Origin of the sequence: Tepidimonas thermarum, assembly GCF_007556705.1 — a bacterium.
Classification (GTDB): Bacteria; Pseudomonadota; Gammaproteobacteria; order Burkholderiales; family Burkholderiaceae_C; genus Tepidimonas; species Tepidimonas thermarum.
On record NZ_VJOL01000026.1, the window covers coordinates 18,510 to 37,933 of the forward strand.

General features: G+C 70.7%; 19 protein-coding genes. 14 read left to right on the forward strand and 5 right to left on the reverse strand.

Annotation, left to right across the window (positions count from 1 at the left end; translation table 11 throughout):
- Positions 1 to 4: 4 nt before the first annotated feature.
- Both Tther_RS07700 and Tther_RS07705 read left to right on the forward strand, forming a co-directional pair.
- Positions 5 to 952, forward strand: a complete 948-nt coding sequence (locus Tther_RS07700; protein ID WP_185975035.1) for an ABC transporter substrate-binding protein — start codon at positions 5 to 7, stop codon at positions 950 to 952.
- Positions 949 to 2,295 carry a GGDEF domain-containing protein gene (locus Tther_RS07705; protein ID WP_143902565.1) on the forward strand — a complete coding sequence of 449 codons (1,347 nt, stop codon included), beginning with the start codon at positions 949 to 951 and terminating at the stop codon, positions 2,293 to 2,295. Before Tther_RS07700 ends, Tther_RS07705 begins: the two co-directional genes overlap by 4 nt.
- Here the strand turns inward: Tther_RS07705 and argH are convergent.
- Positions 2,292 to 3,743: an argininosuccinate lyase gene (gene argH / locus Tther_RS07710; RefSeq protein WP_143902567.1), complete on the reverse strand. Its 1,452-nt coding sequence runs from the start codon at positions 3,741 to 3,743 to the stop codon at positions 2,292 to 2,294. The two genes, Tther_RS07705 and argH, sit on opposite strands and share 4 nt — an antisense overlap.
- Positions 3,744 to 3,858: 115 nt before the next feature.
- Here argH and Tther_RS07715 point away from each other — a divergent pair, with 115 nt between their 5' ends.
- From Tther_RS07715 to Tther_RS07735, 5 genes are read left to right on the forward strand one after another with little or no spacing between them, the layout of a single operon-like run.
- On the forward strand, positions 3,859 to 4,668 hold the full coding sequence (locus tag Tther_RS07715; protein ID WP_143902569.1) for a LytR/AlgR family response regulator transcription factor: 810 nt from the start codon (positions 3,859 to 3,861) through the stop codon (positions 4,666 to 4,668).
- A 10-nt stretch (positions 4,669 to 4,678) separates the two neighbouring features.
- Positions 4,679 to 5,725: a hydroxymethylbilane synthase gene (gene hemC / locus Tther_RS07720; RefSeq protein WP_425472812.1), complete on the forward strand. Its 1,047-nt coding sequence runs from the start codon at positions 4,679 to 4,681 to the stop codon at positions 5,723 to 5,725.
- A 3-nt stretch (positions 5,726 to 5,728) separates the two neighbouring features.
- On the forward strand, positions 5,729 to 6,511 hold the full coding sequence (locus Tther_RS07725; RefSeq protein ID WP_246098954.1) for a uroporphyrinogen-III synthase: 783 nt from the start codon (positions 5,729 to 5,731) through the stop codon (positions 6,509 to 6,511).
- On the forward strand, positions 6,508 to 7,656 hold the full coding sequence (locus tag Tther_RS07730) for a uroporphyrinogen-III C-methyltransferase (protein WP_246098955.1): 1,149 nt from the start codon (positions 6,508 to 6,510) through the stop codon (positions 7,654 to 7,656). Before Tther_RS07725 ends, Tther_RS07730 begins: the two co-directional genes overlap by 4 nt.
- A 48-nt stretch (positions 7,657 to 7,704) precedes the next feature.
- On the forward strand, positions 7,705 to 8,979 hold the full coding sequence (locus Tther_RS07735; protein WP_143902573.1) for a heme biosynthesis HemY N-terminal domain-containing protein: 1,275 nt from the start codon (positions 7,705 to 7,707) through the stop codon (positions 8,977 to 8,979).
- A gap of 62 nt (positions 8,980 to 9,041) precedes the next feature.
- Here the strand turns inward: Tther_RS07735 and Tther_RS07740 are convergent, their stop codons facing one another.
- Positions 9,042 to 9,656: a DUF2062 domain-containing protein gene (locus Tther_RS07740; RefSeq protein WP_143902575.1), complete on the reverse strand. Its 615-nt coding sequence runs from the start codon at positions 9,654 to 9,656 to the stop codon at positions 9,042 to 9,044.
- Positions 9,657 to 9,711: 55 nt separating this feature from the next.
- On the opposite strand from Tther_RS07740, the gene Tther_RS07745 reads away from it, so the two are divergent.
- The gene (locus Tther_RS07745) at positions 9,712 to 10,482 is read left to right on the forward strand and encodes a 16S rRNA pseudouridine(516) synthase (protein ID WP_143902577.1); all 771 of its coding nucleotides are present in this window, start codon (positions 9,712 to 9,714) and stop codon (positions 10,480 to 10,482) included.
- Here Tther_RS07745 and Tther_RS07750 read toward each other — a convergent pair.
- Entirely contained in the window at positions 10,454 to 11,302 is an 849-nt protein-coding gene (locus Tther_RS07750) for an alpha/beta fold hydrolase (RefSeq protein WP_246098956.1), read from the reverse strand. The genes Tther_RS07745 and Tther_RS07750 overlap by 29 nt on opposite strands.
- Before the next feature lie 49 nt (positions 11,303 to 11,351).
- Between Tther_RS07750 and Tther_RS07755 the strand changes: the two genes are divergently transcribed.
- The 6 genes from Tther_RS07755 to ntrC all read left to right on the forward strand — a co-directional run bounded on the left by Tther_RS07755 (position 11,352) and on the right by ntrC (position 18,033).
- On the forward strand, positions 11,352 to 12,248 hold the full coding sequence (locus Tther_RS07755; RefSeq protein WP_143902579.1) for an EI24 domain-containing protein: 897 nt from the start codon (positions 11,352 to 11,354) through the stop codon (positions 12,246 to 12,248).
- Positions 12,245 to 13,084 (forward strand): competence/damage-inducible protein A, encoded by an 840-nt coding sequence (locus tag Tther_RS07760; RefSeq protein ID WP_143902581.1) that lies wholly within the window; start codon positions 12,245 to 12,247, stop codon positions 13,082 to 13,084. The genes Tther_RS07755 and Tther_RS07760 overlap by 4 nt, the downstream gene beginning before the upstream one ends.
- Positions 13,085 to 13,256: 172 nt before the next feature.
- On the forward strand, positions 13,257 to 14,672 hold the full coding sequence (glnA, locus tag Tther_RS07765) for a type I glutamate--ammonia ligase (RefSeq protein ID WP_143902583.1): 1,416 nt from the start codon (positions 13,257 to 13,259) through the stop codon (positions 14,670 to 14,672).
- Positions 14,673 to 14,814: 142 nt separating this feature from the next.
- Positions 14,815 to 15,372, forward strand: a complete 558-nt coding sequence (locus Tther_RS07770; RefSeq protein ID WP_143902585.1) for a hypothetical protein — start codon at positions 14,815 to 14,817, stop codon at positions 15,370 to 15,372.
- Between the two features lie 6 nt (positions 15,373 to 15,378).
- Positions 15,379 to 16,464 (forward strand): nitrogen regulation protein NR(II), encoded by a 1,086-nt coding sequence (gene glnL, locus Tther_RS07775; RefSeq protein WP_143902587.1) that lies wholly within the window; start codon positions 15,379 to 15,381, stop codon positions 16,462 to 16,464.
- A 36-nt stretch (positions 16,465 to 16,500) separates the two neighbouring features.
- Complete coding sequence (gene ntrC, locus Tther_RS07780; RefSeq protein WP_143902589.1) at positions 16,501 to 18,033, forward strand: nitrogen regulation protein NR(I); 1,533 nt, start codon at positions 16,501 to 16,503, stop codon at positions 18,031 to 18,033.
- A gap of 36 nt (positions 18,034 to 18,069) precedes the next feature.
- On the opposite strand, the gene xth is transcribed toward ntrC, so the two are convergent.
- Both xth and Tther_RS07790 read right to left on the reverse strand, forming a co-directional pair.
- On the reverse strand, positions 18,070 to 18,867 hold the full coding sequence (gene xth / locus Tther_RS07785; protein WP_143902591.1) for an exodeoxyribonuclease III: 798 nt from the start codon (positions 18,865 to 18,867) through the stop codon (positions 18,070 to 18,072).
- A 40-nt stretch (positions 18,868 to 18,907) separates the two neighbouring features.
- A complete protein-coding gene (locus tag Tther_RS07790) occupies positions 18,908 to 19,378 on the reverse strand; it encodes a GspH/FimT family protein (RefSeq protein WP_185975036.1) in 471 nt (156 codons plus the stop codon).
- Between the last annotated feature and the right edge of the window lie 46 nt (positions 19,379 to 19,424).

The window sequence follows — 19,424 nt, forward strand, 5'->3', positions numbered from 1 at the left end:
CGCGATGGCACGGCTTGGGGTGGCGCGGCGCGCGCTGCTGCTGGCGGCGTGTGCCGGTTGGGCGCCGGTGCCCGCGCGCGCCGCTGCGAGTGCCGTCTGGGTGGCCCAATCGGATACCGGCGCCGCCAACGAGGAGGCGGCCGGCGCCCTGCGCGAAGTGCTGGCACCCGTTGCCGAGGTGCATGTGGGCCTATGGCCCCATGTGGGGGCGGGCGCTGGCGACGTTCCACCCCGTCTCGTCATCGCGCTGGGCGTGGCGGCGTTGCGCGGCGCGCTGGCACGGCGCGGGCGTGATGCGCCGCTGGAGCGGGTGCCGATCCTGGCCGGCCTCGTGCCCAGCCATGCGGTGCAGACGGAAGTACCGCCCGGCACCCCTCTGGTCGGCGCGCTGGTGCTCGAGCAACCGGCGGCGCGGTACGGGGAGTTGATACGGCTGGCCATGCCGCAGCGGCGCCGCATCGGTGTGCTGGTGGGGCAACCCCCGGCAGGTTGGCTGGAGGCCTTGCGGCGCTGGGCGGTCAGGGCCGACCGCCAGCTGGTGCTGGAGACTGTGGGCGAAGACGGTCTGGTGCCGGCGCTGCGCCGGGTGCTCGAATCGGCGGACGTGCTGCTGGCCACCCCGGACCCGATGGTGTACACGCCGGCGTCGCTGCAAAACATTCTGATCGCGTCCTACCGGCGCCGGGTTCCCGTGGTCAGCTATGCCCCCGCGCACGCGCGGGCCGGGGCGGTGCTGGCGCTGGCGGTGACGCCCGCGCAGGCGGGGCGTCAAATGGGCGAGGTGGCGCGTGCCGCGCTGCGCGGGCAGGCGCTGCCGGCACTGGTGGCGGCGCGGGACTTTCAGGTGATGGTCAACGACGCGGTGGCGCGTTCGTTGGACATCGCGCTGCCCACGGCTGCCGAGCTGGAAGCCACCCTGCGCCAACGCAGCGGACTGGAGGGGCGCGCATGAACTTGGCGCAGCAAAACCGGCGCATCGCCTGGCGTTTGTGGTGGGCGGCCGCCCTGCCGGCCCTGCTCGTGCTGCTCGTGCTGGCGCTGGGGTTGGTCGAGCGTCACCGGCGCGATGTCACGGCGGCCTGGCAGCAGCGCGCCGTGGCCAGCGCGCACCAGTTGGCGGCATCGTCGGCGTTTGCCCTTTTTGCCGACAACCGCGAGGCCATGGAACGCCTGGTCGAAGCCACCCGCGCCAGCGATGCGCAGTTGCTGGGTGTGGCCCTGTACGGGCCCGATCAGCGTCTGCGCGGGCTATCCGGGCTGGTGCGTATCACGCCGGCGATGCTCACCGATCACGATCTGGTGACGGTAGGCGCGGACGACATCGTCGTGGTGGCTCCGGTGCGCCAGCACATGGTCACCGGCGACGACTGGTTCGGCCCTGTTGGCGAGGCCGCTGTCGCGGCCGGCGCCCCGTTGGGACATGTGGTGCTGCGGCTGGATCTGAGCGGATTGCAGCGTGACCGGCGCGCCTTCTGGGGCTGGGCGCTGGCCCTGGCCGTGTTGGCGCTGGCGGTGGCGGCGGTGCTGGCCTACCGCATCGCCGCCAGTGTGACGCAGCCCCTGGCGCACATCAGCGATGTGGTGCTGCGCATTGGCCAGGGCGACCTGACGGCGCGCGCGCAGCCGCGGCGGCGCGGGATTTTGGAGCCCCTCGGGGAAGGCGTGAACGCGATGGCCGATGCGGTGGCCAGCCACCAGGCCCAGCTCGAGCAGCGCGTGCAGGACGCAACCCAGGAGCTGCGACGCCAAAAAGACGAGGCCGAGCGGCTGGTCCGCGTGGACTTGCTCACGGGTCTGGCCACGCGCCGCGCGTTCACCGAGCAGGCGCAGGCCGAGGTGTTGCGCGCCCACCGCTATGGCGAGCCGCTGGCGCTCATCATGTTCGACCTCGACCATTTCAAGGCCATCAACGACAGCCACGGGCACGCGGTGGGGGATATGGTGCTGGCCGGTTTTGGCCGCGTGTTGGCGGCGGAATTGCGCCAGGTTGATGCGATCGCCCGTCTGGGCGGCGAGGAGTTCGTGGCCTTGATGCCGCGCTGCGATGTGGCTGCTGCCCGGCAAGCGGCCGAGCGGGTGCGCGCGGTGGCCGAGCAGCAGCGGCTGCAACACCACGGCCACAGCGTCGTGTTGACCGTCAGCGCTGGGGTAGCCCTGCTCGATCCGCGCGATGCCGGCTGGGAGACGCTGCTGGCCCGGGCCGACGCCGCGTTGTACGAGGCCAAGCGAGGCGGGCGCAACCGGGTGGTGGTTGCGCTGCCGCCCGCTGCGCCGCCCCCCGGGCCCCGCGTTTAGGCCAAGCGGGCGCGGTGGCGTTCGATTTGCTGCTGCACCTGCGTGGGCGCGGTGCCGCCCACGGTGCGACGCGCCGCCACGCTGCCTGGCAGCGTGAGCACGGCGTAAACATCCTCCCCGATGGCGGGGTGAAAGCGCTGCAGCGCCGCCAGCGGCAACTCGCTCAGATCAACGCCTTGCTCGCTGGCCGCGCGCACGGCCGCGGCCACGGTCTCGTGCGCGTCGCGGAAGGGCACCCCCTTGCGCACCAGGTAGTCGGCCAGGTCGGTGGCGGTGGCAAAGCCCTTGCGGGCCGCGGCCTCCATCGCGGCACGGTTGACCGTGATGCCGCCACTGCGCTGCCCGGTGGTGGCGTCGCGCTCGCCGCCGATCATGTCCACGAAGATGCGCAGGGTGTCGCGCAGCGTGTCCACGGTGTCGAACAGCGGCTCCTTGTCCTCCTGGTTGTCTTTGTTGTAGGCCAGCGGCTGGCCTTTCATGAGGGTGAGCAACCCCACCAAATGGCCCACCACGCGCCCGGTCTTGCCACGCGCCAGCTCGGGCACGTCGGGGTTTTTCTTCTGCGGCATGATCGAGCTGCCGGTGGTGAAGCGGTCGGCGATGCGGATGAAGCCAAAGTTCTGGCTCATCCACAGGATCAGCTCTTCGCTCAGGCGGCTGATGTGCACCATGATGAGCGCGGCCGCGCCGGAGAATTCGATCGCAAAGTCGCGGTCGCTGACCGCATCCAGGCTGTTGAGGCACAGCTGCGGCTCGCCGCGCTCGTCCACCATGCCCAGCGTGCGGGCCACGCGCGCGCGGTCCAGCGGGTAGGTGGTGCCGGCCAACGCGGCTGCGCCCAGCGGCAGCCGGTTGGTACGCCGGCGCACGTCGCGCAGCCGCTCCTCGTCACGCGCAAACATCTCCACGTAGGCCAGCAGGTGGTGCGCAAAGCTCACCGGCTGGGCCACCTGCAGGTGGGTAAAGCCCGGCAAAATCGTGTCCACGTGCTGCGCCGCCACGTCCACCAGCGCCGCTTGCAGCTCGCGCAGCAGGGCGATCAGGCCGTCGATTTCGTCGCGCAGCCAAAGGCGCACGTCGGTGGCCACCTGGTCGTTGCGGCTACGGCCGGTGTGCAGCCGCTTGCCCGCGTCGCCCACCAGCTGCGTCAGGCGCGCTTCGATGTTGAGGTGCACGTCCTCCAGCGCCAGCTTCCACTCGAAGGTGCCGGCTTCGATTTCCTGCGCGATCTGCTGCAGGCCGCGCTGGATGTCGGCCCAATCCTGGGCGCTGATGATGCCCTGTGCGGCCAGCATCTCGGCGTGCGCCAGCGAGCCCTGGATGTCGGCCTTCCACAGCCGCCGGTCGAAGAAAACGCTGGCGGTGTAGCGCTGCACCAGCTCACTCATGGGTTCGGTGAACAGGGCCGACCAGGCCTGGGATTTGGCATCGAGCTGGTTGTGCGACATGGTCTGCAGTGGCCGTGCGCGACCGGCCTCTGGCCGGTGCCGACGGAAAACGGTATAAAAACGGGGAGCAACGATTCTACCGGGGGCGGCGCACGGTCCTGGCGGGGGTAGCACGATGGTCACGCGGGTGCTGGTGGTGGACGACGAAGCCCTGGCGCGAGAGCGCTTGCGCAATGTGCTGGGCCGGCTGGACCCGGCGCTGGAGGTCGGCGAGGCCGCGGATGCGCGCAGCGCTTACGCGCGCCTGATCAGCGAGCCCTGGGACGTGGTGTTGCTGGACGTGCACATGCCCGGTATGGATGGGTTGGGCTTGGCGGCGCTGCTGCACGGGCAGCGGCAGGCGCCGGCCGTGATATTCGTCACCGCGCACGCCGAGCACGCCTTGCGCGCCTTCGAGCTCGACGCGGTGGACTACCTGACCAAGCCCGTGCGCCAAGAGCGGCTGCGCCAGGCGCTGGACAAAGCGTTGCGCTGGCGCGCGGCAGCCACCCCGGCACCAGCTGGTGCGGGCAACGGCGCCGCCACCGGGGTACCCACGTCGGGCGCCGGTGTCGGCCCGTGCCTCGTGATCCATGACCGGGGCCGCACCGAACGGGTGCCGATCGAGGAGGTCATCTACCTCAAGGCCGAGCTCAAATACCTGACCGTGCGCACGCGCGAGCGCAGCTACATCTACGACGGTTCGTTGCACGAATTCGAGCGCACCCAGCCGGAGCGCTGGCTGCGCATCCACCGCAACGCGCTGGTGGCGCGCGAGCGGGTGCGCGCGCTCGAGCGCGTGCACGAACGCAGCGGCGACCAGGCCGGCGAGCCGTTCGATGGCTGGGTGGTGCGCCTGGACGGGGTGCCGGAGCGCTTGCAGGTTTCGCGCCGCCAACTGCCCAGCGTACGTGAGGCGCTGCTGGGCGAGCGCACGGCGTGCTAGCATCCCCGGCATGTCCGATCCCACCACCGAGGCGATGGCCGCTGGGCCATCGGTTGCACGTCCGCCCGCCCTTGATTTGACGATTGCCACCCGCGAGAGCCGTCTGGCCCTGTGGCAAGCCGAGCACGTTCGCGCCGCCCTGCAAGCGCAGGGCCACCGCGTGACCCTGCTGGGCATGACCACGCGCGGCGATCAAATACTGGACCGGGCCTTGTCCAAGGTCGGCGGCAAAGGTCTGTTCGTCAAGGAGCTCGAAGTCGCCATGGCCGAGGGCCGGGCCGACTTGGCGGTGCACTCCCTCAAGGATGTGCCGATGGAGCTGCCGGAGGGCTTTGTGCTGGCCTGCGTGATGGCGCGCGAGGACCCGCGCGACGCGTGGGTGTCGCCCCATGCTGCGGGGCTCGAGGAGCTGCCCGCCGGCGCGGTCATTGGCACCTCCAGCCTGCGCCGCGTGGTGCTGTTGCGCGCGGCGCTGGCCCGCCTGGGGCGTGACGATGTGCGCATCGAGCCGCTGCGCGGCAACCTGGACACACGGCTGCGCAAGCTCGACGAAGGCCAGTACCAGGCCATCGTGCTGGCCGCGGCCGGCCTGCGGCGTTTGGGTCTGCACGCGCGCATCCGGCGCGTGTTCGAGCCATCGGAGATGCTGCCCGCGGCGGGGCAGGGGGCCTTGGGCATCGAAATCCCCACGGGCCGACCGGCGCTGGCCGCGGCGCTGGCCCCCTTGGCGCACTGGCCCACCTGGCTGGCGGTGGCGGCGGAGCGCGCGGTGTCGCGCGCGCTGGGGGGCAGTTGCTCGGTGCCGCTGGCGGCCCACGCCACCTGGGTGGGCACGCCGCCGGCCCAGGCAGCGCACGCGGGCCGGCTGCGGCTGGAAGCCGCCTGGGGGGATGCCGAGGGCGCGCAACCCTTGCTGCGCACCACGGTCGAGGCCGATGTGGCCGATGTGGCGCAGGCGCAAGCCTTGGGGCAGCGCGCCGCACAGGCCCTGATCCACCAGGGCGCCCGTATCGCGCCCGCGCCATCCGACGATCCGCTGCCCGACCGGGCCGGGTAGGCCGTGGCGGTGGTGCATCCGGTGCGGCCCACGGTCGTCGTGACCCGGCCGGCGGACCAGGCCGGCCCCTGGGTGGACGGGCTGCGCGCGGCCGGCTGGCCGGTGCTGCCGCTGCCGTTGATCGAGGTCGCGCCCGCTGCCGAGCCGGCCGTGTTGCGCGCGGCGGTGGCCGGCTGGGCCGCGGTCGACGCCGCGATGTTCGTGAGCCCGGCGGCGGTCGCGGCGTTGCGGCAGGCCGGGGTGCCCGCGCCCGGGCCGGCGGTGCGCTGCTGGGCGCCGGGTGCGGGCACGGCCCGTGCCTTGAGCGACTGGGGCGTCGCCCCTGCCGCCGTTGACCAGCCGCCCGCCGACGCGCCCCAGCACGACTCCGAGGCGCTGTGGCCGGTCGTGGCGCCCCAGGTGCGTGCGGGTTGGCGGCTGCTGATCGTGCGCGGGATGTCGGCCGATGGCCACGGGGGCCGTGACTGGCTGCTGCAGCGCTGCCGCGCCGCCGGCGCCACGGTGCGCACGCTCGTCGCCTACCGTCGCCAGCCCCCGGTGTGGGACGCGGCACGCCAAGCCCAGGTGCGCGACATGCTGGGGTCGGGGGCCGTGTGGCTCTTCAGCAGCAGCGAAGCCATCGGCCACCTGCGCGATCGGGTGCCCGACGCGCCGTGGGCGCGGGCGCGCGCGCTGGCCACCCACCCGCGCATCGCCGAGGCGGCGCGCGCGTTGGGCTTTGGCCACGTGGCAACATGCCGCCCGACGCTGGCCGATGTCGTGCAGGCCCTAGAATCGATGGCGTGAGCGACGCCCAACCCACCGACACCCCGCCTTCCCCCGCACCCGCGCCCGCGCCGAGTGCCGGCACGGGCCTGCGCCTGCTGGCCGGGGCGGCGGTGGCGCTGGCTGCGGTGGCTGTGGCGGGGACCGGGGTGCTCTGGCAGCGCCTGGCGCGCACGCAAGAAGAGCTGGCACGCCGCACCACCGATGCGCAGGCCGAGCTGGCCGCCACCCGGGTGTTGGCCGAGCAGGCGCAGGCCACGGTGGCCGAGTTGCAGGCGCGGCTGGGCGTGGCAGAGCTCAAACTCTCCGAGGTGTCGTTGCAGCGCAGCCAGCTCGAGGAGCTGATGCTGTCCGTGTCGCGTTCGCGCGACGACGCCTTGGTGCAGGATTTGGAGGCCGCGCTGCGCCTGGCCATCCAGCAAAGCCAGCTCACGGGCAGCATCCAGCCGATGGTCACGGCGTTGCAGGGGGCCGAGCAGCGCATCGCCCGCGCCGCGCAGCCGCGCCTCAACCCGGTGCAGCGCGCCATCGCGCGCGATCTGGACCGCATCCGCGCTGCCACCCTGGTGGATGTGCCGGCGCTGGTGGCGCGGCTCGACGAGCTGGCGCGTACCGTGGACGAATGGCCCTTGCGTGCCGGCCCGCCGCGCGCCGAAACCCGGCACCCGCGCGCCACCCCCTTGGACACGCCCGTGGATGACGGCGGCGGCCCCCCTCAGGCCGCGGCGCCGGCCAGCGAGGATGCGGCGCCCGCCGCGGGCACGGCCGACACGCTGTGGGCGCGCGTGTCGGCGACGCTGCAGCGCTGGGTCGACCTGGGCTGGGCGCGGCTGTCCGCCGCCACGCGCGACTTGGTGCGGCTGCGCCGCATCGACCAGCCCGAGGCGGTTTTGCTCGCGCCCGAGCAGGCGTATTTTTTGCGCGAGAACGTGCGCCTGATGCTGCTCAACGCCCGCCTGGGCGTGCTGGCGCGTCAGTTCGACAGCGCCCGCGCCGATGTGCGCGCGGTCGAGCGTCACCTGCGGCGGTATTTCGACGTCGATGCCCCGTCGATGGCGCGCACGCTGGACATGCTGCAGGCCCTGCAGCGCGATTTGCGGCAAGAGACGCTGCCCCGGCCGGATGAGACGCTGGCGGCGCTGGCCGCGGCAGCCGGGGGGCGCTAGGATGGCGGTGCACGCACGCCAGGCGCGCTGCGCATCGGGGGCACAGCCGTGAAAGGGGTGTTTGGGCTGCTCTTCGTGGCTGCGCTGGCGGTCGTGGCGGCGTTGTTCATGGGCAACAACCCGGCCACGGTATCGGTGTTTTGGCCGCCCTGGCGGGTCGATGTGTCGCTCAATCTGGTGCTGCTCGTGGCGGTGGCAGCCTTTGTGGTGGGGCACTTGGCGTTGCGTGGCATTGCCGCTTTGCGCGAGCTGCCGCGCCGCGCCAGCCGCTGGCGCGCGCTGCAGCACGAGCGTGCCACGGTGGGCCTGGTGTTGCAGGCCTGGGCGCACCAGCTCGGTGGGCGCTTCGTGCGCGCGCAGTCGGCGGCGCGCGAGGCCATCGCCCGCCTGCAGAACACCGACCGGCAATCGCTGCCGCAGGCCGATGCGCTGTGGGTGTTGGCGCACCTGACGGCAGCCGAGAGCGCCCAGCAGCTGGGGCAGCGCGAACAGCGCGACGCCTGGCTGGCCGCAGCCGTCGATCCGGCGCGCGCCGCCGGCGCCCCCGAGGCGCGCGAGGGCGCCTTGCTGCGCGCGGCCGAATGGGCCCTCGAGGCCCGCGACGCCGAGCAGGCGGCGCGCTGGCTGGGCGAATTGCCGCAAGGTGCGGCGCGCCGCATCCAGGCGGTGCGGCTGCGCCTGCGCCTGGCGCAACTGCGCCGCGACAGCCGCGCGGCGCTGGACATGGCGCGTTTGCTGGCCAAGCACCGCGCTTTCTCGCCCGAGGCCATGCGCACCGTGCTGCGCGGCCTGTGGATCGAGGCGCTGCGCGACGCGCGTGACGAGCAGGCGCTCAGCGCGATCTGGCACAGCGCGACCGCGCGGGAACGCCGCGACCCCGCGCGCGCGCTGGCCCTGCTTGCGCAGGCCGAGCGCCTGGTGGCGCAAGGGCAGCTTCAGCGCGATGGGGCGTTGCCGCCGGTGGTCGGCGAGGCCATCCGCGCCGCATGGAATGGCTATGCCGAACTCGGGCCCGCCGACCGTTTGCGCGCCGTCGCCCTGGTCGAGCCCTGGCTGCCACGGCTCGAGGGGGCATGGCTGGCACGGCTGGAAGACGCCCAGCAGCGCGCGCCGGGCGATGTGGGTCTGCAATATCTGGCGGGACAAGCCTACCGCGGCCGCGGTCTGTGGGGCAAGGCGCAAACGCTGTTGCAGCAGGCCGCGCGCGCACTCGACGAGCGTGAATTGCGCCGCCGTGCCTGGTGCGCCCTGGCCGAACTGGCGGAACAACGCGGTGACGCGGCAGCCGCCCTGGAGGCTTGGAAGCAGGCCGCCCAGGCCTGAAGCACCGCGGTGCCGCCGCCGCGGCGGTGGGGCGGCCAACCGGGCGCCTGCCGTGGGTGCCGTCAGTCGGCGGTGCGCGCCGCCGGGCCTGAGCGCCCGGCGCGCTGACGCCGCCGGCGCTGCCGGGCCCGCCGCACCTTGAGCACCCACAGGGCATGGACCGCCCCATACACCAGCACCCCAGCCAGTGTCGCGACGATGAGCAGCCCCACCACCAGCGGCTTGCCAACATCGGTCATCCAGTCCCAGGTGTCGGCCAGCCAGTCCCACGTCGAGCGCTCGGCGTCCTGGGGGGGCGCTTCGGGCGCGGCGCTGGCGGTCATCGCCTGCACCGCTTGCGCCTCCTTATCGCTGGCCGGCGCTTGCAGCACCCATGCCCCCAGTTTGTAGGCCCCAAAGTACACCGGTCCAAAGGTGACCGGGTTGGTTACCAGCGTGCTGGCAACCGCGGCCGGCAGGTTGGCGCGCAACAGCACGGCCAGCGTGGCCGACGCCGGGATTTGCGCCACCGGGATCAGCAGCCCAAAAAACACCCCCAACGCCAAGCCCAGCGCCAGCCCGCGGCGGTTGAGATGCCACAGGCGCGGGTGGTGCAGGTACGGCGTCAGCCAGCGCAGCCAGCGCATGGCGTGCAGCCGTTCGCGGCTGGGCAACAGGGATTGCAGGCGGTCTTTCATGGCACGATGGCAGGCAACACCCGCATTTTGACGCACGGGCGCTATGCTTCGTTGCATGCGCTGGGAAGATGTGCTCTACACACAGGGCTTTGGCACGCGCCGTGCCTGTCGCGCGCTGATCGCGCACGGGCGGGTGCAGGCGGGCGAGGCGCGCCAGCCGGTGGCCGATGCCGACGCGGCCGTGCCGGCCGCTGCGCTGCGCCCTGGCATGCCGTTTTGGGTCGAGGGGCAACGCTGGGTGTACCAGCCGCGCGCCTACCTGATGCTGCACAAGCCGGCCGGCTACGAGTGCTCGCGCCGGCCCTCGGCCTGGCCGGGCGTGCACACGCTGTTGCCGGCGCCGCTGCGCCAGCGCCCGGGCGGGGCGTCTGCCGGGGTGCAGCCGATTGGCCGGCTCGATCAGGACACGACCGGGTTGCTGCTGCTGTCGGATGACGGCGCGTTCGTCCACCGCTTGACGTCGCCACGCCACCATGTCCCCAAGGTGTATGAGGTGACCTGCCGCCACCCGGTCAGCGAGGCCCTGATCGAGCGGCTGCGCGCGGGTGTGGTGCTGCATGACGATCCCCGCCCCGTGACGCCGGCGGCGGTGGAGCGCCTGGACGGCCAGCGCCTGCGGCTGACGCTGACCGAGGGGCGCTACCACCAGGTCAAGCGCATGGTGGCAGCGGCAGGCAACCGGGTCGAGGCCCTGCACCGCAGCGCCATCGGGCCGGTCGTGCTGCCGCCCACCTTGGCCCCCGGCCAGTGGCGCTGGCTGGACCCCGAGGAGGTGGACGCCCTGCGCGCAGCGGGCGCTACGCCACCGCCTCCAGAAACGCGCTGACGCCTTCCAGCAGCGCCTGGGGTTGATCGCGGTGGGGGCTGTGGCCGCACGCCGGCAGCACCAGGCGCTGGGCGTGCGGCGCGGCGGCTTGGATGGCGTCGAGCTGGGCCAGGGTGCCGTATTCGTCGTGCTCGCCCTGCACCAGCAGCAGCGGCGCGCGGATGCCGCGGCAGTCGGCGCGGATGTCGAACGCGGCAAAGGCGCTCGAGAGCCACACATCGTTCCACTGCCAAAAGGCGCTGTCCACGTCCGTGTGGTAGCGCGCCAAGCGCTCGCGGAGGCCGTTGGGGTAGGCATCACGCGCGGCGGCGATGGCCTGCAACGCCACCCGCTCCACGAACACGTGCGGCGCCATGGCCACACAGGCCGCCACCGCGTGGCGGCTGGCGTAGAGCAGCGCGATCGTGGCCCCGTCGGAATGGCCCACCAGCACCGGCGGCCGCTGCACGCCCAGCGCGGTCAGCAGCGCGGGCAAGGTCTCGAACGCTTCGCGGTGCATGTAGTCGGGCCCATGGCGGCCGCGCCCGCGCACATCGGGGATGGGGTCGGACGCACCGTAGCCGCGCCGCGAATACATCCAGCCCGTGCGTCCCGTGCGCGCGCACAGCGCCGCGGGCCAATGGCGGCCGCGCTGGCGCCACATGGCCACCGACCCCAGCCCTTCGTGCAAAAAGATCAGTGGCGCACGGTCCGTGGCGGGTGCGGGCTGCAGGGCCTGTGCCTCCAGCCCAACGCCGTGCACGACGACGCGCATGGGCGGTGCCAGCGCCGCTTCGATGGGCTCACCGATACCCACAGCCAAACGATGAGAAGCGTCCATGCGGCCCATGGTAGCGCGCCGCGGCGGCCGAGGCGGTTATGCTTGCGACATGCGTGTGCTGCTCGGCTCGTTTTGGCGCTCGGTTGCGTATTGCCTGCATCCGCGGGTGATTGCGCTGTCGCTGCTGCCGCTGATCCTCATGGTGGTGGGGGCGTTTGCGCTGGGTTATTGGTTTTGGGACCAGGCGGTGGACGCCGTGCTGGCCTGGCTGGAGAGCTGGTCGCTGGTCGAGTTCGTGCTGGGCTGGCTCGACAGCGTTGGCCTGGGCGCCCTGCGCGCCGTGGTGGCGCCCCTGCTGGTGCTGGTCATGGCCACGCCGGTCATCGTCGTGCTGGCGCTGTTGTTGGTGGCCTTTTTCATGACGCCGGCGATGGTCGAGCTGGTGGCCCAGCGGCGCTTCCCGGACCTGCAGCGGCGTCGTGGCGGCGGGCTGCTTGGCAGCATCGCGTGGTCGGTGTGGTCCACCGTGCTGGCGCTGCTGATGCTGGTGGTGTCGCTGCCGCTGTGGCTCATCCCGCCGCTGGTGCTCGTGCTGCCCCCTCTGATCTGGGGCTGGTTGACGTACCGTGTGTTTTCCTACGACGCCCTGGCCGAGCACGCCTCGGCCGAGGAGCGCCGCACGCTGCTGGCGCGCCACCGCGTGCCCCTGTTGGTCATGGGAGTGGTGGCAGGTCTCATCAGCGCCGCGCCCAGCGTGCTGTGGGCGTCGGGGGCCATGTTCATCGCCCTGGCGCCGCTGCTGGTGCCGTTGGCCATCTGGGTCTATGCGCTGGTGTTCGCTTTTGCCTCGCTGTGGTACGCGCACTACCTGCTGCAGGCGCTGGACGAGCTGCGGCGGGCGGACGCTGCGCCTGCAGCGCCACCGTCCCCGCCGCCGTACGTGGTGGGCGACGACGGCGTCGTGGACGTCCAGGCACGTCCGTTGCCCCCTACCTCGTCATCATGAACGACCGCACCCCAACCGCTACCCCGCTGCGCTTTGGCCTCATCGTCATCGGCGACGAAATCCTCTCCGGCAAGCGTCAGGACAAACACCTCGCCAAAGTCATTGCGTTGCTGGGCGCGCGTGGCCTGCGTCTGGACTGGGCCCGCTACGTGGGCGATGACCGCGCCGCCATCACCGAGGTGCTGCGGCAGGCGTTTGCCGGCCGTGACGTGGTGTTTGCCACGGGCGGGATTGGCGCCACCCCCGACGACCACACCCGGCAGGCAGCCGCTGCCGCACTGGGCGTGGAGGCGGTGCTGCACCTCGAGGCCAAGGCCCTGATCGAGCAGCGCATGCGCGACCTCGCGGCGGAGCAGGGGGTGCCGTTCGAGCCCGACCGTCCCGACAACGTGCACCGCCTCAACATGGGCGTCTTTCCCCGCGGCGCACGCCTCATTCCCAACCCCTACAACCGCATTCCGGGGTTTTCGTGCGACGGCCCGGGGGGCGCAACGGTGCATTTTGTGCCGGGGTTTCCGGTCATGGCCTGGCCCATGATCGAGTGGGTGCTCGACACCCACTACCACGCTCATTTCGGGCAGTCCCGCCAGCGCGAGCGTTCGGTCATCGTCCTGGGCGGCATCGAGGCGACGCTAACCCCCTTGATGGAGCGCATCGAGGCCGACTACCCTGGCGTCAAAGTCTTTAGCCTGCCCAGCGTGGACCACCCGGAATACGGGCGACACATCGAGCTGGGCGTCAAGGGCGAAGAAGCCGTGGCCGCCGCGGCGTATGATGCGATGCTCAGCGCCTTGCGCACGATGCCCGTGCGACTGGGCCCCGAATTGGTGCGGTGATGGTGTGCGCAACGTTGGTGCATCGCGCACCAAAAAAGTGCAATCAACGCCAGTCCCGCGCCGTCGGGTGCCCTTGTTGGGGTCTGCCCATCCCGCGCACCCATCTGGCACAGAAACTGCTTTCTTGTAACCGACCTGTTTTTCCTGTCCCGAACCCTCTAGGAGCACACTGATGGCCAAGACCGTCGCCGACGTGATGAACATGGTGAAAGAAAACGACGTCAAGTTCGTCGACTTTCGCTTCACCGACACCCGTGGCAAAGAGCAGCACGTGACCGTGCCGATTTCCGCCTTCAGCGAGGACAAATTCACCTCGGGCCACGCGTTCGACGGCTCGTCCATCGCGGGCTGGAAGGGCATCGAGGCGTCCGACATGCTGCTCATGCCCGACCCCAACACCGCCAACATCGACCCGTTCTTCGAAGAGACCACGCTGTTTTTGCAGTGCGACGTCATCGAACCCAGCGATGGCAAGGCCTACGACCGCGACCCGCGCTCCATTGCCAAGCGCGCCGAGGCCTACCTGAAAGCCTCGGGCCTGGGCGACACCGCCTACTTCGGTCCCGAGCCGGAGTTCTTCCTGTTCGACGGCGTGCGCTGGAGCACCAACCCGGGCAACTGCTTCTACGAAATCGACGAGTACGAAGCGCCCTGGAACACCGGGACCAAGTTCGACAACGGCAACCGCGGCCACCGCCCGCGCACCAAGGGCGGCTACTTCCCCGTCCCGCCGGTGGACAGCACGCATGACATGCGCGCCGAAATGGTGCTCATCCTCGAAAACCTTGGCATTCCGGTGGAGGTGTTCCACCACGAGGTGGCGGGCGCCGGCCAGTGCGAAATCGGCACCAAGTTCAGCACGCTCGTGGAGCGTGCCGACTGGACGCAAGTGCTCAAATACGTCATTTGGAATGTGGCCAACAGCTACGGCAAGACGGCCACCTTCATGCCCAAGCCCTACCACGGCGACAACGGCAGCGGCATGCACGTGCACCAGTCGGTGTGGAAAGACGGCAAGAACCTGTTCGCCGGTGACGGCTACGCGGGCCTGAGCGACTTTGCGCTGTACTACATCGGCGGCATCATCAAGCACGCGCGCGCGCTCAACGCCATCACCAACCCCACCACCAACAGCTACAAGCGCCTGGTGCCGCACTTCGAAGCGCCGGTCAAGCTGGCCTACTCGGCCAAAAACCGCTCGGCCTCGATCCGCATCCCGTACGTGGCCAACCCCAAGGCGCGCCGCGTCGAGGCCCGCTTCCCCGATCCCATGGCCAACCCCTACCTGTGCTTTGCCGCGCTGCTGATGGCGGGCCTGGACGGCGTGGAAAACAAAATCCACCCGGGTGAGGCGGCGACCAAAGACCTCTACCACCTGCCGCCGGAAGAGGACAAGCTGGTGCCCACCGTCTGTCACAGCCTGGACCAGGCGCTGGACTACCTGGACAAGGACCGCGCGTTCCTGACCAAGGGCGGCGTCTTCACCGACTCGATGATCGACGCCTACATCGAGCTCAAGATGCAAGAGGTCACGCGCGCCCGCGTCGAGGTGACGCCGACCGAGTACGACATGTACTTCAGCCTATAAGGCATGCCGGCCGCGGGCATCCGGCGGCCGCTGCCATCGCAATCGGGGGCGGCCGTGTGCCGCCCCCGCCCGTTTTGAACGATACTGTGGTGTCGCATTGGGGATGACGATTCGCATGGCGTGCAATCCTGGGTGGGTTCGGATGAGGGTGGCCGGCCGGTGGGTGGCCGTGGTGTGGGCGTTGGCGGTGCTGCTGCCAGCCTGGGCGCAGGGCAGCGCCATTTGGCGCTGTGGCAATGAGTACACCAACACCCCCGGGCCCAACCCCGCAGCGCGCGGCTGCCGCGAGGTGCAGGGGGGCAACCTGACCATCGTCGAAGGCACCCGCCCTGCCGCGGGGGCCTCCGCAGGCGGCGGCCAGGGCGCTGCGGCCGCGCCCAACGGCGCGTCAAACGGGGCAACCGGCGGCGCATCGGGTGGGGCGCGCTCGGCGGCCGAGCGGGTGGACCCCGAGCAGCAGCGCCAGCGCGACGCCGAGGCGCGCCGCATCCTGGAGCAGGAGCTGCGCCGCGCGGAAGAACGCCTGGCCCAGGCGCGCGCCGACTACGCGGATGGCAAGCCGCCGCGCCTGGCGCAGGAGCGCACCGACAGCCCGCGCTACCAGGCCCGCGTCGAGGAGCTGCGCACCCGCGTCGAGCGGGCCGAAGCCGACGTCGCCGCCATCCGGCGCGAGATCGCGCGCCTGGACGGCGGGCGTTGAGGCGCCATGGGCGCACGGCAGGTGCACACGGCAGGGCAGGACGCGCGCCTGACGGCGCTCGACCTCCTGGCCACGCTGGTGGCGGTCACCGACGACCGTGGCCATATCCGCTACGCCAACCACGCGCTGGAAGACGCCGTGGGCCTGTCGCGGCGCCACCTGGCCGGTGTGGCGCTGGCCGATTGGGTGACCCAGCCCGAGCTGCTGCAACATGCGCTGGCCGGCGTGCGCGGGCATGAGTACGCGGTCATCCGCTACGACACCCACCTCAAGCGCATGCTGCGCGAGCCGCTGCCGGTGCACCTCGTGATCGCCGCCACCGAGGCGCCCGATCAGCGCGTCATCGAAATGCTGCCGCTGGAGCAGCAGACCCGCCAAGAGCGTGAGGAACGCCTGCTCGAGCAGGCCCAGGCCAACAAAGAGCTCATCCGCAACCTGGCGCACGAGATCAAAAACCCCCTGGGCGGCATCCGCGGCGCCGCCCAACTGCTGCAGATGGAGCTGGCCGACCGCGACGACCTGGTGGAGTACACCGAAGTCATCGTGCACGAGGCCGACCGCCTGCAGGCGTTGGTGGACCGCCTGCTGGCCCCGCACCGGCGCGCCCCCGTCGTGGCCGACGTCAACATCCACGAGGTCTGCGAGCGCGTGCGTGCCATCATCCTGGCCGAGTTTCCGCGCGGCCTGGCGGTGGTGCGCGACTACGACACCTCGATCCCCGAATTCCGCGGCGACCGCGAGGCGCTGATCCAGGCGGTGCTCAACCTCGCGCACAACGCCGCCCATGCCCTCAAAGACCGCATCGCGGCGGGCGATGCCCGCATCACCTTGCGCACCCGTGTGCAGCGGCAGGTCACCTTCGGCAAACGGCGCTTTCGCCTGGCACTGGAATTGCATGTCATCGACAACGGTCCCGGCGTGCCCGAGGAAATCAAGGACCGCATCTTCTACCCGCTGGTGTCGGGGCGCGACGGCGGCTCCGGTTTGGGGCTGACGTTGGCGCAAACCTTCGTGCAGCAGCACCAGGGGTTGATCGAGTGCGACAGCCGGCCGGGACACACCGATTTCAAGATCCTCATCCCGTTGCCATGACCCGGCGGCGCGGTGGGGCGAGCAGGAAGTGCCCGCATGAAACCGATCTGGATCGCCGACGACGACCCCTCCATCCGCTTCGTGCTGGAAAAGGCGCTGGCGCGCGAGGACCTGCCCACGCGCAGCTTCGACAGCCCCAAGGCCGTGCCGGACGCCTTGGCCGACGGCGCCGATGAGGGGCCGCAGGTGCTGGTCAGTGACATCCGCATGCCGGGTGGCTCCGGGCTGGAACTGCTGGCCCAGGTCAAGCGCCAGCACCCCGCGCTGCCCGTCATCATCATGACCGCGTACTCGGACCTCGACAGCGCGGTGGCGGCGTTCCAGGGCGGGGCGTTCGAGTACCTGCCCAAGCCCTTCGACCTGACCAAGGCGGTGGAGCTGATCCGCCGCGCCGTGGCCGAAAGCCAGCGCGAGGAGGTGGCCCACGACACCCTGAGCGCCACGCCCGAAATCCTGGGGCAGGCCCCCGCCATGCAGGACGTGTTCCGTGCCATCGGGCGGCTCAGCCACAGCCACGTCACGGTGCTCATCACCGGCGAATCCGGCACCGGCAAGGAACTGGTGGCGCGCGCGCTGCACAAACACTCGCCGCGCGCCAAGGGCCCGTTTGTGGCCATCAACACCGCGGCCATCCCCAAGGATTTGTTGGAGTCGGAACTGTTTGGGCACGAGCGCGGCGCTTTCACCGGGGCGCAGACGCTGCGCCGCGGTCGTTTTGAACAGGCCGAGGGCGGCACGCTGTTTTTGGACGAAATCGGCGACATGCCCTTCGAGCTGCAAACGCGGCTGCTGCGCGTGCTGTCGGACGGACACTACTACCGCGTGGGCGGGCACAGCCCCCTCAAAGCCCATGTGCGCGTGATTGCCGCCACGCACCAGAACCTGGAGCAGCGCGTGCGTGAGGGCGTCTTTCGCGAAGACCTCTACCACCGCCTCAACGTCATCCGCTTGCGCCTGCCGCCGCTGCGCGAGCGGCGCGAGGATATTGCGCTGCTGGCGCGGTTTTTTTTGCAGCAAAGCGCCCGCCAGCTCGAAGTCGAGCCCAAACGCCTGTCCGATGCCGCGCTGCAGGCGCTCGTTGCGTTTGACTTCCCGGGCAACGTGCGCCAGCTCGAAAACCTGTGCCACTGGCTGACCGTGATGGCCCCGGCGCAGGTGATCGAGGCCAAAGACCTGCCGCCGGAGGTGTTGGGTGCCCTCAACGCCGCGCCGCCAACCCCGCTGGCGCAGGCGACGGCAGGTGAGCCACCGGCGGCCCCGCCGCCTGCACCGCCCAGTGACACGGCCCCACCGCTGCCGCCAGCGGGCGCGCGCTCGGCCGTCTTGGCAGCCACCGCGCCGGCCGGCAGCACACCCTCGCCGTGGGAGGCCGCCCTGCAAGCCGAGGCCGGCACCCTGTTGGCCCAAGGCCGCGCCGACGTGTGGGATGCACTGATGCGCCGGGTGGAAGCGCGCCTGATCCAAGCCGCCCTGCAAGCCACGCACGGCCGCCGCATCGAGGCAGCACAACGCCTAGGCATCGGCCGCAACACCCTCACGCGCAAAATCCAGGAGCTGGGGCTGGAATGACCCGCCCCCCGTGCCGCGGCCCGCGGGGCCGGGGCATCAACCGTCGGCCAGCGTCAGCACCACCGGGGCGTGGTCGCTGGGCTGCGGCCACTTGCGCGGCGCGCGGTCTATCGTGCACGCCTGCGCCAGCGGCCTGAGCGCGTCGCTGATCCAAATGTGGTCGATGCGCAGCCCGCGGTTTTTGGGGAAGGCAAGCTGCCGGTAATCCCACCAGGTAAAACTTTGCGGTGGCTGGGGAAACAACCGAAAGGCGTCGTGCAGCCCCAGCGCCATGAGCGCTTGCAGCTGCGCGCGCTCCTCGCTCGTGCAGTGGATGGTTTCGCGCAAGCCCACCGGGTCCCAGACATCCGCGTCGTCCACCGTGATGTTGAAGTCCCCCATCAGCACCAGACGGGGGTGGCGCTGCAGCTCCTGCGCGATCCAGCCGCGCAGCGCCTGCAGCCAGCGCATCTTGTAGGCAAATTTGTCGCTGCCCGGCGCCTGCCCGTTGGGAAAGTACGCCCCTACGACGCGCAGCGGCGCGCCACCGGCAGCCGGCTGCACCGTGGCTGCGATCACGCGCGCCTGATCGTCCTCGAAGCCCGGGATGTTGCGCTGCACATCGGCCAGCGTGCCGGGCGCGCGCACCAGCAGCGCCACGCCGTTGTAGGTTTTTTGCCCCAACCACGCCGCCCCATAGCCCGCCTGCGCCAGCGCCGCCAAGGGGAATTTGTCATCGGGCAGTTTGAGCTCCTGCAGCGCGAGCACATCCACCGGGTGGGCTGCCAGCCAGTCCACCACATGGGGCAGGCGCACGGATAGGGAGTTGACGTTCCAGGTGGCGAACTTGAGCATGCGACGATAGGAAGCCAAAGTCGGGGATAGCAGGCACCGGTCAACAGCCAACCGAGTTAGGGACGACCAATCGAGCGCGGCCCTGGTGGTTGATGACGAGCTGCCGGGACAGCGAAGGATACTCCGGATGGCACAGTGTAAACGTACCCGCCTGGAACGCGCCGTTCGCCATCCGGCTTCGTCCGTTACCGGTATACGATACGTAGTTTTCCAAGGGCGAGTTCACGCGAATCGTCCAACCGCTGTTGAACCATGTGATGCTCGACTGTATCAGCTCGCCTTCGTCGTAATCACCGTCGTTGTCGTCGTCGAAGAATACGATCCAGCCACTAGCCCAATTTGCTGTCAAATCACAGCGACTGCCATCGAGGCTTTTGCAAACCACGACACGTCGTTTGAAAGCGAGCGCGGTATTTCGTGCAAGGTTTAGCAGGCCGTTGAAAAATCCCTCGCCACCCCCCGCGTCGGGCGGTACGATCTGAGGCCAACCGAGAACAACGCAGACGAGCACGATGAGAGGCAGTCAAGACTTCCAGGGGGCGATGTTCAGCTACATC

Bases quoted from the DNA above. Each gene is read 5' to 3' on its own strand.
- Tther_RS07750 (WP_246098956.1), bottom strand. From the start codon at position 11,302: ATGGACGCTTCTCATCGTTTGGCTGTGGGTATCGGTGAGCCCATCGAA.
- ntrC (WP_143902589.1), top strand. From the start codon at position 16,501: ATGAAACCGATCTGGATCGCCGACGACGACCCCTCCATCCGCTTCGTG.
- Tther_RS07760 (WP_143902581.1), top strand. From the start codon at position 12,245: ATGAACGACCGCACCCCAACCGCTACCCCGCTGCGCTTTGGCCTCATC.
- Tther_RS07770 (WP_143902585.1), top strand. From the start codon at position 14,815: ATGAGGGTGGCCGGCCGGTGGGTGGCCGTGGTGTGGGCGTTGGCGGTG.
- Tther_RS07700 (WP_185975035.1), top strand. From the start codon at position 5: ATGGCACGGCTTGGGGTGGCGCGGCGCGCGCTGCTGCTGGCGGCGTGT.
- xth (WP_143902591.1), bottom strand. From the start codon at position 18,867: ATGCTCAAGTTCGCCACCTGGAACGTCAACTCCCTATCCGTGCGCCTG.
- Tther_RS07715 (WP_143902569.1), top strand. From the start codon at position 3,859: ATGGTCACGCGGGTGCTGGTGGTGGACGACGAAGCCCTGGCGCGAGAG.
- Tther_RS07745 (WP_143902577.1), top strand. From the start codon at position 9,712: ATGCGCTGGGAAGATGTGCTCTACACACAGGGCTTTGGCACGCGCCGT.
- glnA (WP_143902583.1), top strand. From the start codon at position 13,257: ATGGCCAAGACCGTCGCCGACGTGATGAACATGGTGAAAGAAAACGAC.
- Tther_RS07705 (WP_143902565.1), top strand. From the start codon at position 949: ATGAACTTGGCGCAGCAAAACCGGCGCATCGCCTGGCGTTTGTGGTGG.
- Tther_RS07755 (WP_143902579.1), top strand. From the start codon at position 11,352: ATGCGTGTGCTGCTCGGCTCGTTTTGGCGCTCGGTTGCGTATTGCCTG.
- glnL (WP_143902587.1), top strand. From the start codon at position 15,379: ATGGGCGCACGGCAGGTGCACACGGCAGGGCAGGACGCGCGCCTGACG.
- hemC (WP_425472812.1), top strand. From the start codon at position 4,679: ATGTCCGATCCCACCACCGAGGCGATGGCCGCTGGGCCATCGGTTGCA.
- argH (WP_143902567.1), bottom strand. From the start codon at position 3,743: ATGTCGCACAACCAGCTCGATGCCAAATCCCAGGCCTGGTCGGCCCTG.
- Tther_RS07740 (WP_143902575.1), bottom strand. From the start codon at position 9,656: ATGAAAGACCGCCTGCAATCCCTGTTGCCCAGCCGCGAACGGCTGCAC.